At 63.3% G+C, this 12,090-nt stretch carries 12 protein-coding genes; 4 read left to right on the forward strand and 8 right to left on the reverse strand.

The genetic code is table 11. The features are described 5' to 3' along the window. Window positions 1-213 precede the first annotated feature (213 nt). The gene (locus ASH04_RS14820; protein WP_057473978.1) at window positions 214-1,659 is read left to right on the forward strand and encodes an aldehyde dehydrogenase family protein; all 1,446 of its coding nucleotides are present in this window, start codon (window positions 214-216) and stop codon (window positions 1,657-1,659) included. Window positions 1,660-1,791: 132 nt separating this feature from the next. Here ASH04_RS14820 and ASH04_RS14825 read toward each other — a convergent pair whose 3' ends face one another. From ASH04_RS14825 to ASH04_RS14845, 5 genes are all read right to left on the reverse strand, one after another. Continuing rightward, the gene (locus ASH04_RS14825) at window positions 1,792-2,604 is read right to left on the reverse strand and encodes an IclR family transcriptional regulator (protein ID WP_200937327.1); all 813 of its coding nucleotides are present in this window, start codon (window positions 2,602-2,604) and stop codon (window positions 1,792-1,794) included. A gap of 203 nt (window positions 2,605-2,807) precedes the next feature. Further along, window positions 2,808-3,614, reverse strand: a complete 807-nt coding sequence (locus tag ASH04_RS14830) for a class II aldolase/adducin family protein (protein WP_057473834.1) — start codon at window positions 3,612-3,614, stop codon at window positions 2,808-2,810. After that, a complete protein-coding gene (locus tag ASH04_RS14835; protein ID WP_032385606.1) occupies window positions 3,614-4,447 on the reverse strand; it encodes an ABC transporter permease in 834 nt (277 codons plus the stop codon). Before ASH04_RS14835 ends, ASH04_RS14830 begins: the two co-directional genes overlap by 1 nt. Next, window positions 4,444-5,250: an ABC transporter ATP-binding protein gene (locus tag ASH04_RS14840; protein WP_057473835.1), complete on the reverse strand. Its 807-nt coding sequence runs from the start codon at window positions 5,248-5,250 to the stop codon at window positions 4,444-4,446. Before ASH04_RS14840 ends, ASH04_RS14835 begins: the two co-directional genes overlap by 4 nt. Next, a complete protein-coding gene (locus ASH04_RS14845) occupies window positions 5,247-6,230 on the reverse strand; it encodes an ABC transporter substrate-binding protein (protein WP_057473836.1) in 984 nt (327 codons plus the stop codon). The genes ASH04_RS14840 and ASH04_RS14845 overlap by 4 nt, the downstream gene beginning before the upstream one ends. A gap of 289 nt (window positions 6,231-6,519) precedes the next feature. On the opposite strand from ASH04_RS14845, the gene ASH04_RS14850 reads away from it, so the two are divergent. Then, a complete protein-coding gene (locus ASH04_RS14850; protein WP_057473837.1) occupies window positions 6,520-7,494 on the forward strand; it encodes an ABC transporter substrate-binding protein in 975 nt (324 codons plus the stop codon). An 80-nt stretch (window positions 7,495-7,574) separates the two neighbouring features. On the opposite strand, the gene ASH04_RS14855 is transcribed toward ASH04_RS14850, so the two are convergent. Then, window positions 7,575-8,240: an SDR family NAD(P)-dependent oxidoreductase gene (locus tag ASH04_RS14855; RefSeq protein ID WP_057473838.1), complete on the reverse strand. Its 666-nt coding sequence runs from the start codon at window positions 8,238-8,240 to the stop codon at window positions 7,575-7,577. A 118-nt stretch (window positions 8,241-8,358) separates the two neighbouring features. Here ASH04_RS14855 and ASH04_RS14860 point away from each other — a divergent pair, with 118 nt between their 5' ends. After that, window positions 8,359-8,931 carry a TetR/AcrR family transcriptional regulator gene (locus ASH04_RS14860; RefSeq protein ID WP_057473839.1) on the forward strand — a complete coding sequence of 191 codons (573 nt, stop codon included), beginning with the start codon at window positions 8,359-8,361 and terminating at the stop codon, window positions 8,929-8,931. Window positions 8,932-8,968: 37 nt separating this feature from the next. Here the strand turns inward: ASH04_RS14860 and ASH04_RS14865 are convergent, their stop codons facing one another. Then, complete coding sequence (locus ASH04_RS14865; protein ID WP_057473840.1) at window positions 8,969-9,769, reverse strand: MBL fold metallo-hydrolase; 801 nt, start codon at window positions 9,767-9,769, stop codon at window positions 8,969-8,971. Next, the gene (locus ASH04_RS14870) at window positions 9,769-11,274 is read right to left on the reverse strand and encodes a purine-cytosine permease family protein (protein WP_200937325.1); all 1,506 of its coding nucleotides are present in this window, start codon (window positions 11,272-11,274) and stop codon (window positions 9,769-9,771) included. Before ASH04_RS14870 ends, ASH04_RS14865 begins: the two co-directional genes overlap by 1 nt. 163 nt (window positions 11,275-11,437) lie before the next feature. Between ASH04_RS14870 and ASH04_RS14875 the strand changes: the two genes are divergently transcribed. After that, entirely contained in the window at window positions 11,438-12,085 is a 648-nt protein-coding gene (locus ASH04_RS14875; protein ID WP_069973089.1) for a TetR/AcrR family transcriptional regulator, read from the forward strand. Window positions 12,086-12,090: the final 5 nt, after the last annotated feature.

Consider the following 12,090-nt stretch of genomic DNA (forward strand, 5'->3'; position numbering starts at 1 on the left):
CGGATGTGCGGCCCATCACATCCACCATCATTATCCAGATGGATAACAATGTCCAGCCCGGTGAGCGGATCGAAACGCGGTGTTTACGACGCGTCGAATATCTGGGGTCGGTTCGGTCACCGAAACTCCCCGATACGGCGTCGCTCCGCGGCTGGCACATTGGACCGTCGAAGTCCGATATGGCGCTCGCCGAACGAGATGTTGAGGGAACACATGCACAACACGCAATTGCTCATCGCAAACGAGTGGGTCGATGCCTCCGATGGCCGTACCGGCGAGACCGTGGACCCGGCTACCAGCCAGGTGATCGGACGGTTCGCCGAGGCCACGATCTCGGACGTCGACGCTGCGGTGGCCTCCGCACGTGTGGGGTTCGAGTCCGATGCCTGGCAGGGGATGAGCCCGGATGCCCGAGGGCAGCTACTGTGGCGGATCGCCGACTTGCTCGACCGAGATGCCAAGGAAATAGCGGCACTCGAAACCGCCGACCAGGGGCAGCCGACGTTCATGAGCGTCGGCGTCAACCTGCCGCTGACCGCTCAGGTCTTCCGGTACTACGCGGGCTATGCCACCAAGATCGAGGGCACCGTCTCACCCGTGTCCATTCCCGGGAACCTCAGTTTCCAGCAGCGGGTACCGGTAGGTGTCTGCGCGCTGATCACCCCGTGGAACTTCCCGCTGGCCATTGCTGCGTGGAAGTTGGCACCGGCACTGGCCACGGGCAACGCGGTGATCCTCAAGCCTGCCGAACAGACGCCGCTGTCGACCATGAAGCTGGTGGAACTGTGCCTCGAAGCGGGAGTGCCCGCGGGCGTGGTCAATCTGTTGACCGGAGGACCCGAAGTCGGTAAGGCGCTGGTGTCCCATCGCGGTGTCGACAAGGTGTCGTTCACCGGATCGACCGAAACCGGGCAGCACATCGTTCGAGCCTCGGCCGGAAATCTCAAGCGCGTATCGCTCGAGCTCGGGGGCAAAGCCCCCAGCATCATCGCTGCCGACGCCGACATCGACGCTGCCGTCGCAGGCAACCTGCAGGGCGCTGTGTTCAACACGGGTCAGGCCTGTGGTGCCTACACCCGGTTCTTCGTACACAGCTCGCGCGCAGAGGAATTCACTTCCAAGATCGCCGCGGCAGCCGACGCGTTGCCGATCGGTCCGGGATTCGACCCGTCGACGGTCATCGGCCCCCTGGTGTCCCAGGAACATCTCGACCGAGTGCATTCCTACGTCGAATCCGGTCGGTCACAAGGAGCCGAATTGGTGACGGGCGGAAGCCGCGTCCAGGGCGATCTGGCCGACGGATTCTTCTACAAGCCAACGGTATTCGCCGGAGTGCGCGACGACATGACCATCGCCCGAGAGGAAATCTTCGGGCCGGTGCTGTCGGTCATGGCCTACGACGACGAGGACGAGGTCATCGCTCGGGCGAACGATACCGAGTACGGGTTGGCTGCGGTGGTGTGGACCAAGGCACTCGACTCCGCACTCACACTCCCGCCCAAGTTACGCTTCGGCACGGTGTTCGTCAATCAGCTGCCCCTGCTGGACCCGGCATCACCCTGGGGTGGTTTCGGGATGAGTGGCTGGGGCCGTGAATTCGGTTCCCATTCGATCGATGCCTACACCGAAGTCAAGACGACGTTCATCAACCTCGCCTAGCCGGCCACGTCCGCACGGCGGTGGGCCGAAGCCTCGTCCATCGCCGTGAGTGAGCGGCTTCGCTGCACGTGCACGGAAACTCGGTCTCTACTACGAACTTCCATTCACATGCGGCGAAGCCGCTCTTCCCAACTATTTGCCGCAGCCGTTGAACGAACACACGGTGGGATGACACGTTCCGTCTCCGCGCGCAGCGCCCGCCGGCTGGAGGCACCGCATGGCCTGCAGGCTGCGGGAGATGCCGATTCCGGCGGTACGCAGCGCTCCGGCAACGCGATTGACGTTCATCCTCGAGGTCGGTGCGGTGACCGACAGTGCGCCGGCCAGAACAGCGTTACCGCTGAACACCGGAACTGCAACGCTCATGTAGCCCAGTCGCGTTTCTTCGACCTCGACGGCCAACTGGTCCCTGCGCATTCGCTCGAGTTGCTGCGCCAGGACTGCGACCGACATCGTCGTGCGTGAGGTGTGTGCGACGAAGCCCTGCGCCACGACCTCGTCGAAGACCTCTCGAGGCGAGAACGCCAACATGATCTTTCCGGTTGCCGTGCTGTACAGCGGAAGTCGTCCCGCCACCCGCGAGTTCTCGTTCAAGCCCCGATGGCCCACGATCTTCTCGATGTAGAGAACGTCGAAACCTTCACGCACAGCGAAGTGGACGGTCTCCTGGGTGGCGAGAAGCAAGTCCTCCATGTACGGCAGGGCAGCGTCGCGAAGAATGCGCTGTCGGGGGACCATCTGGCCGAGCTCGAACAGCCGCAGCCCCAATCGGTACTTCGTGCCTGCACGTTCGAGCAAACCCCATTCGACCAACTCGCCGGCCAGCCGATGCACGCTGGCTTTGGACACACCGCTACGACGGGTGAGTTCGGTCAGCGAGAGGTCGGTATTCGTACTGTCGAACGCGTCGACGATCAGCCTGGCCTTGGCCAATACCGAGGTCATGTCCGCAGTCGGCTCGATGTCCAGCGGTCGCGGACTGGTCGCAGATCGTGCGGAGAGTGCGGAAGACATGCTCACCTCTATCGTCGAAATGTCTGAAACCCCCCCTCGACTTCGACGTTATGCCCTTGTTCACCTTTTGTTCGGGTTTCGGGGTCCACTGGGTGAACCTGTTTCGGGGTGTTAACAATTGCGGGCGACAGCGATCATTCGTCGAACAGAGGTCGAGCATCGAAGATGTCCGGCTCTGCTGCAGCAATACTCTGAATGATGGTCGAGTAGGCGAACCAGCCCACCTTGTCCACCCCGACCGCCTCGAACGTCTGCGCCGCGATCTTGTCGTGCAGAACCACCGGATCTCCGGCGGCACACGCCGCCAACTCGGCCTGCATCGACCGTTCCATCGAGACGTACCACCACACGGCCGCCTCGACGGATGTTCCCACGGTGAGGTGGCCGTGATTGGACAGGATCACGGCCTTGTTCGTACCCAGCGCCGCGGCAATTCTTACCCCTTCTTCGGCGTCGAGAGCCACTCCGTGGTACTCGTCGTACAGTGCGTGGTCCTGGTGAAAAGCGCAGGCGTCCTGGGTGATCGGCTGCAGTAGCCGGTGCAGGGACGAGAACGCTTTTCCGTGCAGCCCGTGTGCGTGCACGGCTCCGATCACGTCCGGGCGGGCTTCGTGCACCGTGGAGTGGATGACGAAGGCTGCTCGATTCAACGGTCCCGATCCGGACAGAACGGTGCCGTCGGCACCGACGTGCAACAGCTCCTCGGGCCGCACCTGGGAGAAGTGGCGTCCGAACGGCGCGGTCCAGAAGGTATCGGGATCTTCGGGGTCACGGGCGGTGATGTGGCCGGAGATGCCCTCGTCGAGGCCGAATTTCGACAATATGCGATAGCCGCCCACTACCGCGATCTTGCGACGCGTCCGCTCTTCTGCACTGCTCAGGCCAACGGGTGCATCCGGTATCGAGGCGAGTTCGGCAATCGATGCTGCCGAGCCCGGCATCACTTGACTCCGTAACGGCCGAGGAACCGCCTGGACAGCAACCGCAGTACGCGGTCGAACAGAAAGCCCATGATTCCGAGAGTGATGATCCCGACGAACGTCCAGTCGATGCGGCCGTAATTGCGCGCCTGCCAAATCATGGAGCCGATGCCGGCATCGGCAGCGACGATTTCGGCCGACACAATGGTCAAGAAGCTGTTACCCATGGCCAACCGAGCTCCGGTCACGATTCCCGGGACCGTGGACGGCAGGACGACCGTCTTCATGATCTGTAGCCTGCCTGCGCCGAGGTTCGTCGCCGCCTGCAGCTTGTTCTCGCTGATCGCCACTGTCGCAGCGATCGTACTCACGGTCACGATGAACACCGAGGTGTAGAAGATCAGGACGACTTTGGACGTTTCGCCGATGCCGAACCACACCACCGCCAGCGTGACGAACGCGATGGGCGGGATGAACCTGAAGAATTCGATGTACGGATCGAGCAGCTGGCGGACGATATTGATGCGGCCCATGAGGATTCCCACCGGCGCGCCCACGATCACACCCAGAACCCACCCGATGAGGATGCGTTGCCCGGACGCCTGAATCGATGTCCACAGGACCCCGGTGTCGGACAGTTCTTTCGCAGCCGAGACGACAGCCGCGGGCGACGCCATCGTCGTCGGTCCGTACCACCACGCCAGGAAGGACCAGAGTGCGAGACCGATTGCGGCCGAGACGACGAACAGAGCAGCGGTGCGCATCGCAGACTTTCCCGCACCCCACGCTCGATTGCCTCGACCAGGCTTGGCCGGCGACGCAGCCTCGGTGCGTCCTGCGATCACGGCGGTCATAGCGTGTCCTCCTCGATACCTTGATTGCGAAGCGAGGCAACCACTTCGGCTCGAATGTCGTCTCGTAGTCGTTCGTAGAGTTCTACGACGGCGGGATGATTGCGGTCACGCGGACGTGGAGCATCGACCTCGTACACGCTCTTGATGCGAGCGCTCGGACCGGCTGTCATGACGACGACACGGTCGGCCAGGGTGATCGCTTCGTCGATGTCGTGGGTGACGAACACGACGGTGCATCCCGTACGCCGCCAGATTCCGTCCAGTTCGGTTTGGAGAACTTGACGCGTCTGGGCGTCGAGGGCACCGAACGGCTCGTCCATCAGCACCAAGCGGGGTTGATTGGCGAGTACGCGCGCGATCTGGACACGTTGCTTCATGCCACCGGACAATTGCGTCGGGTACTTGCTACCCGCGTGCTTCAGGCCGACCATGGCCAAGTACTCGGCTGCGATACGCGCCTGTTCGGACTTGTTCGATCCGTGCATGCGGGGGCCGTACGCAACGTTCTGGCTGACGGTCATCCACTCGAACAATGCTTCGGAACTCTGGAACACCATGCCGGCGTGGGTGTTGTTTCCTTTCACCGACTCGCCGTCGCAACTGATGTCGCCTGCTGCCACCGACACGAACCCGGCCAGGGCCGACAGCAGGGTCGACTTGCCGCACCCACTCGGCCCGAGCAGGCAGACGAACTCGCCCGGTCGGATGTCGAGGTCGATGCCGCTGACCACCTCCAATTCGCCGAATCTGATGGCTACGTCGCGTGCCTCGATCGGAACGCCCTCTACTGTGTCCACACTCATCGTGATCCCTCCGTCGACCAACCGACGAGGAGCGCCGTGTTCAGGTCGGGTTGGTTGTTCATGGCACCGATCTCGGTGTAGAAATCGACCACGCTCTGGGCATCGGCAACGCTGGTCGGCGTCAAATCCTCTACTGCGTAATCGATTTCGTCGATCGACTGCACCGTCTGGGCTTCGTCGACGTTCACTGCGGTCTTCGTCGCCGCCGCCGCGGCCTGCGGATCTGCTTCGACCTCTGCCGTTGCCTCCGACAGCACGTCTCGAACGGCGCGTGCGGTGTCCTCGTTGCCATCGAGCCACGACTGGGTCGTGATCGCCCAATGGTGGTAGAACCAATCGAAGTCGCCGGTGGTCGCCACGACCTTGCCGGTTCCCTGGTCGATAGCAGCGCTCGGCCAGGGCTCCCACATCACGTATCCGTCGATGTCACCGCGACTCAGGAGTGCAGGCATGTCGGTCGGGGTTGCCGAGATCATCTCGACGGAGTCGGGAGAAACACCGTTCGCTTCCAGGTACTTGACGGTCGAAATCTGGCTGAGTCCGGCGACGATGCCCAGCTTGCGTATCGATTGCGGACCGTCGACGCCGTTGCGGAGTACGACTTTGATGTATTTGCCCGACGACTCGTACGAATACATGGCACGCAGCGCCGGGTTCTGTTGGAGCTGGGCGATCGTGGTCGTGTCCGAACTACCCGCCATCTGTACCTGGCCGGTGGACAGTGCATCGACGGCTTCGCCACCTCGGCCGAACTGAACCAATTCGACGTCGAGACCGGCTTTTTCGAAGAGGCCTTGCTCGTCGGCCACGAAGAACGGCGCGTACGACGCGTCGATACCGACCGCGATGCGAATGCTGCCGGTGGAGCTCGTTGCAGCCGCGGATTCGGTCGCCGGGCGGGTGCACGCACCCGCGAACAGTGTGGTGATTGCGGCGAGTGCAACAAGACTCGATGTGGTCACTGTCGATCGTGGGGCCATGGGCGCACGCTTTCCTTGCTGTGATCTGGACCGCATTTCGCGGCGGTGTGAGGCAAAGCTAGTGGCGGTCCGACCCTGCGCCCACCAACGCGGTCCACCGTGCGGACCCGACCGATGTCTTAACGTGGCCGAAACCCAGCGCAACGATGTCGGATGAATTCGTAGTGGGGTCTGGTGGCCGGACCGTCGGACGTACAGGTCAGCGCGAACACCGACATCATCATGTCTTCCGATACATGGGACTGCTGCCGCATCCGTTTGGACCGCACTCCACATCGAAAGGCACAACATGCTCTTGAAACGCACTTTTCCGACCGCCGGTCGGGCGCTGGCCGTCGTCGTGGCCTCGGTGGTCGTGCTCGCCGCAGGCTGCTCGCGACCGGCCACCGAAGCAGCGGCGACCGCTGATCTGGTACGGATCTCGGTCGGTGTCGATCCGTCGTACGCGCCGATCTTCCTCGCCGACAGTGAGGGAATGTTCGAAGCCGCAGGCCTCGATGTCGAGGTCATCCAGACTGAGGGCGGGGCGGCCGGTGCGCAGAACGTGGTGGCGGGAACGTCGGAGCTGTCCGGCAACGCCGATTCCACTGCGCTCACTGTCATGGCCGCGAACCCGAGCCTTCGCGCACTCGGAGTGTTCCAGGATTCGGATCGCTACTTCCAGGTCGTTCTCCGGGACGGGGTCGCACCGGCGGACATCAAGACAATGGGGGTGTTTCCCGGAATCGGTTTGTACTTCACCGATTTGTACCTGCGGAGCCTGGGGATCGACCCAGCTGCCGTGACTCTGGTGACCACGAGCCCGCCGGAGCAGCCGGCGCTGCTGGCGCGAGGTGACATCGACGGGTTCATCTCCTTCGACCCGTGGGTCGGGCAAGCGGAGGATGCCGGGTCGACAGTCGTCGCGACGACCGGTGATTTCGGCGCGAAGTACTCGCAGTGGATCATCGCATCCGAGGGTTGGCTCGCAGCCAACGAAGAACTTGCAGGCAAGGTGTTCTCGGTCATTGCCGAGGCATCTGCAATCGTCAACACCGATCCGGCTCGTGCAGCGAGGGCGGTGTCCTCGGAAATTCAGATGGATGCCGCCGAAGCGCAGGATCGGGTGTCGCAGATCGACTTCGGCGGTCGAGACTTCACCGAAGCCGACGTCCAGCAAGCTGGGAGCCTGGTCGACTTCTTCACTGCACAGGGCAAGTTGGCAGGTCCGGTCGACCCGTCAACGGTGCTGCTCAGCGGCTGGGTTTCGCAGCACGCAGGCTGACAGCGCTGCCGCGGCCTCGACACACGCGGGGCCGCGGTAGTGCCGCGCTTCCTCTCGGTCTCAGATGCTCGAGCGGAATGTCACGCGTCGTACGCGACGTAGTGCAATTCTGCGTCGCGGCGCTCGTCGTACAACGTCGTGTATGCCTTCGCAATGACGTCCGGTTCGGCCTCCGGATGACCTGCCCCGATGAGGGCAGTGATGCCGACGTGGGCAACGTAGACGCCCTTGGGTTCGAGAGCGTTGTGCAGATTCAGCACCCAGTTGCGAAGGCCCGCAGCGGCGATGTTGACGTTCCCCAGGAACGGCATCGGACTGATCGAACCGCCACCGGTGGTCACCAGGATCGTTCCGTTGCCGGCGGCGACCATGTCGGGGAGGACGTCGCCGATGGCGCGCAGCGCACCGCCGATATAGAAGTCGATCTGCGGCTGCAGGTTCTCAGGCGACACCTCGAGCACGTCCACGGGAACGAGTGTCGGATCCGCCGGGGAGAATTCCAGCACGTCGATCGGTCCGAGGTCGGCCTTGATCCGGCCGAGGGCGGCTGTGATCGTGTCGGGCCGGCTCACATCGGCGGCAAAGCCGCGAGCGCGGAACCCTTCACCGGTCAGAGTGTCGGCGAGGGCATCGAGCTTCGCCTGGGTGCGAGCGACGAGGGCGATGTCGAAACCCTTGCGGCCGAACGCGCGAGCGATTTCCAGACCGAGGCCGGGACCGGCTCCGATGATGGCGATGAGGGGCATGAGGGTCCTTTCGAGAACCGCCGAGTAGTCGGTGCAGACGGGTGATGGGCTAAGTTGAGGTCAACCTCATCTAATTCATACCCTAACTTGAGGTCGTACTCAACATCTAGGAGTTGGCATGGGTCCCGAGAAAGGCCTTCGGCGAGACGCACAGGCGAACCTGGACAAGCTCCATTCCGCAGCCCTACGGGTGTTCGCCGAGCACGGGTTGGGGGCACCTCTGGAAGACATCGCTCGGGAAGCAGGCGTGAGTATCGGCACGCTCTACAACCGCGTCGGATCACGCGAAGCGCTGATCGACGCCGTCGTTCCCGCCGTCGCGGGCGAGAAACTCATGACGCTCACCGAGCACACACTGGCTCAGGGATCGCCCCGTGCAAGACTGCAGACATTCGTCGACACCATGATCGAGCTCCAGCTGAGCGACCCGGCGCTGAACGACGCCATGCTCCGACGGTTCCCGAACGCGACCACGTTGATCGACGCCTGCGAGCGCTCGACGGCTCTGGGTGCGAAACTCGTCGACGAAGCACACGCCGCCGGCGTGCTCTCGACGTCGTTCACGGCGGACGACCTCATGGCGATGTTGTGGATAGCAGGCACGTCGAGCCGCGACGGGGCGGCACCCCCCGGCTGGCGTCGCATCGTCGACCGCGGTCTCACCGCGGCCTGGACGACCCAGTTGGATTAGTCGCTGCGCTGCACGTTTCCGCGCGGCGTCGAGACCATCACCTCGACTCGTCCAGGTAGATCTGCGTCAGTGTTCGCAGGCGATTCCCATCGAAGCTGTCCCCGTGCCCGGCATAGGCCCTGGCGACGTCGAGGGCCGCGAGCTCTGCCATGGATCGGCGGTAGTCGGCGACGTTCGAGCCGTGGCAACGATCGATCAGAATGTCGTCGTACACAACGTCTCCGGAGAAGAGTGTGCCGTCGTGTTCGGAGTACAACGCGATGCCGCCCGGAGTATGACCCGGTAGGTGCAGGACCGTGTAGGTGACGTCGCCCAGATCGATCGTCGCGCCGTGCTCCACAGGGAGAACGGTTGACGCGGGCCTGAGCCGATAGAGGTCGATGTCGTAGTCCGGTTCGGGTAGTGCATCGAGAAGGATTGTGTCGTCGGTGACACCGAACTCGCGCAAGTCCATTCCGAGTTCGACGCCCAGCGGGGCACCGCGCAGACTTCCCGGTGGTGGAGACGTCAGGTTCTCGTCGGCGTGAGCGAGGCACGTGTCGAACTCGTGTGCTCCTCCCATGTGATCGAGGTGTGCGTGTGTGACGACGACGATCGGATCGCGATCGAACAGGTGGGGGAGGTGTCCGCGCAGAGATGCGACACCGAGTCCGGTATCGACGATCAGATCTCGATCGCGGCCGCGAAGATGCCAGACGTTCGCCTGCAGGAGTGGATGAACAGAAGGTTCATCGATCCGCGTCAACGTGGCCGTCTCCGAGCGCGATCTGAACCAGGGGCCGACACCGGGGCTGTCCTTCGCGGTGCCGGCTGCCGGCGTCGACAAGCTGGTCGGCATCAGATCTGTTCCTTTTCTCGTACCCCGGTCGTCGTTGCGGCGTTCCGCGCCGGCTGTTGTGCCCGTTCCGGGCGCGCTGGTGCCGGTTCGGCGGCATCGGTGATTCGGGGGCGATCCGTCAGTGCTGAAAGTGACAGGTAGACCGCGGTGGTCACGACCGGTCCGACGATCCAGGACACGTCCGCTCCGCCGAGAGCCTCGGCGATCGGCCCGGTGAAATCCGTCGTACTGACGCACAGGAGCGCCGACGCAGCTCCGATCAGGAAGGCACTCATGCCGGCAATGCTGAATCCGCGGTGAAACCAGAAGCGGCCACCGGGGCTCAGGTCGTTCAGTTCCCAGCCGTCGTAGGCGTTGTGGCGTCGCAGCTGATCGACGACGTAGATCGTGATCATCGGGACCAGGAGAACCACGGTCAGCTCGAGCAGTGCGCTCAATGTATCGGTGAAGTCTGCGACGAACAGTGCGTAGGCCGCGAATGCCACACCGAGTGCGCCGTCGAAGAGCACCGTGACCGATCTCTTCAACTTCAGGCCCACTGCCTGCAGGCACAGGCCCGAGGAGTACATGGTCAACACGTTGTTCGCCATGGAGCCGATGACGATGACCAGCAACAGAATCGGGTAGAACCAACCGTCGACGATGGTCCCCAGGCTGGTCTGCGCGTCGGACATGTCCACGGCAGTGCCGGCGAGCGCACCCACGGCACCGAGTGCCACAGAGGGCAGGTATCCGCCCAATGCGGTCCACGATGCGACTGCCACGCGGGAGGCGTCCGGCGGCAGATACCGTGCGTAGTCGGGACTCACACCCCAGGACAAGGGGCATGCAGCGATCAGAGCCACACCTGCCGCCATGGTGGCCAGGGTTGCGCCGCCGGTCAGAGCTTCCGGCGGCTGGTAGCTCCAGTTCGTGTTCGCCACCACGAAGACCCCGAGTACGACCATGGCGACAGTCAGGGCAAGGGTGATGATTCCGCTGACGCGCATGATGGTCGCGTGTCCGTACACGCTGACGACCAGCGTCAGGGCAGCGATGACGATGAGGATCGCGGCCTCGCCCCACAGGGGTAGATCGACTCCGAGCTGATCCAGGATCGCGACGCCGGCAAGGGTGCCCAGACACAGATTGATCGCCTCGTAGGCGATGAACACCGGCCACGAGAACACGCCCAGGCTGATGCGATTTCCGCGGGTACCGAACTGTGCTCGGGTGATCACGCTGCTCGGCGAGCCCGACACCGGACCGCTCGTGGCCATGAAACCGATTGCGGCCCAGAACAGGTTGCCCACGGCTACGACGACGATGGCTTGCCACAGGTTCAGTCCCAAGACGATCAGGAGTCCGCCCAGAACTACGTACAAGAAGTTGATGTTCGATGCCGCCCACACCGCGAACAGGCTCCGGGGGTGTCCGAAGCGTTCGTCGTCGGGTATTCGGTCGATGCCGTGTGCTTCGACCTTGCCGACATCGTTCGTGCCTGGCCCACCGCGGGTGTCCGTCACGCGTTGCTCCTTATTGTCACCACCACCAACAGCTTGTTGGTGGTGGTGACAATACGCGTGACCCACGTCTCCGCAACCCGAACGATCGAACTCCTCGCGACGAATTTCGTTGGGTCTCGATATCCTCCTGGCGCGCGCATCTACCGGTGGTAGCGTCGTCGTCATGACGCTGTCGGCGACCAGCACGCACCGCCGGAAGGATCCGCAGTCCAGGCGTCGGGAGCTCGCAGAGGTGGCCGGGAGGCTGGCGATGTCGGAGGGGTTGGGGCAGCTGACGGCCAAAAAAGTTGCCGACGAGGTCAAGGTGTATCCCGGCCTTGTCAACCACTACTTCAAAACCTCGGACGGGCTGATCGCTGCCGGGTTCGCGGCAGCGGTGGAGGGCCGTCGCTCGCAGCGAGTCGGTGCTGCAGCCGATTCCGCCGATGCACTCGACCGTCTCAGAATCTTCCTGGACGAAGCGACGGACCCGAGCCACGATGAATATGCGCTGCTGTGGCTCGACGCTTGGCGTGAGAGCACCCGCCGCCCGGCACTGCAGCAGGAGGTCGTGAGCCAGATGGAAGTCGATATCGACACCCTGATCAGAATTCTCGAATCCGGTTGCGAACAGGGCCGTTTCGCGCCGCTGGACTGCGCTTCGACTGCGATGCGCATCCTCGCCCTCATCGACGGAACCTTCGCGCAGAGTGCCGTCAGAACAGCGTTGTCGGAGACCTCTGCCATCAACTACCCGATCGCGACGGACATGGTCTTCCGGCACACCGAGCTCGAATTAGGGCTTGCGCCTGGAACATTGGTCTCCAGCTGACCCGG

Source organism: Rhodococcus sp. Leaf233 (genome assembly GCF_001426165.1).
In the GTDB taxonomy this organism is placed as follows: Bacteria; Actinomycetota; Actinomycetes; order Mycobacteriales; family Mycobacteriaceae; genus Rhodococcoides; species Rhodococcoides fascians.

Coding starts and splice junctions, on each gene's coding strand:
- ASH04_RS14820 (WP_057473978.1), top strand. CDS start 214: ATGCACAACACGCAATTGCTCATCGCAAACGAGTGGGTCGATGCCTCC.
- ASH04_RS14825 (WP_200937327.1), bottom strand. CDS start 2,604: ATGACCTCGGTATTGGCCAAGGCCAGGCTGATCGTCGACGCGTTCGAC.
- ASH04_RS14830 (WP_057473834.1), bottom strand. CDS start 3,614: ATGCCGGGCTCGGCAGCATCGATTGCCGAACTCGCCTCGATACCGGAT.
- ASH04_RS14835 (WP_032385606.1), bottom strand. CDS start 4,447: ATGACCGCCGTGATCGCAGGACGCACCGAGGCTGCGTCGCCGGCCAAG.
- ASH04_RS14840 (WP_057473835.1), bottom strand. CDS start 5,250: ATGAGTGTGGACACAGTAGAGGGCGTTCCGATCGAGGCACGCGACGTA.
- ASH04_RS14845 (WP_057473836.1), bottom strand. CDS start 6,230: ATGGCCCCACGATCGACAGTGACCACATCGAGTCTTGTTGCACTCGCC.
- ASH04_RS14850 (WP_057473837.1), top strand. CDS start 6,520: ATGCTCTTGAAACGCACTTTTCCGACCGCCGGTCGGGCGCTGGCCGTC.
- ASH04_RS14855 (WP_057473838.1), bottom strand. CDS start 8,240: ATGCCCCTCATCGCCATCATCGGAGCCGGTCCCGGCCTCGGTCTGGAA.
- ASH04_RS14860 (WP_057473839.1), top strand. CDS start 8,359: ATGGGTCCCGAGAAAGGCCTTCGGCGAGACGCACAGGCGAACCTGGAC.
- ASH04_RS14865 (WP_057473840.1), bottom strand. CDS start 9,769: ATGCCGACCAGCTTGTCGACGCCGGCAGCCGGCACCGCGAAGGACAGC.
- ASH04_RS14875 (WP_069973089.1), top strand. CDS start 11,438: ATGACGCTGTCGGCGACCAGCACGCACCGCCGGAAGGATCCGCAGTCC.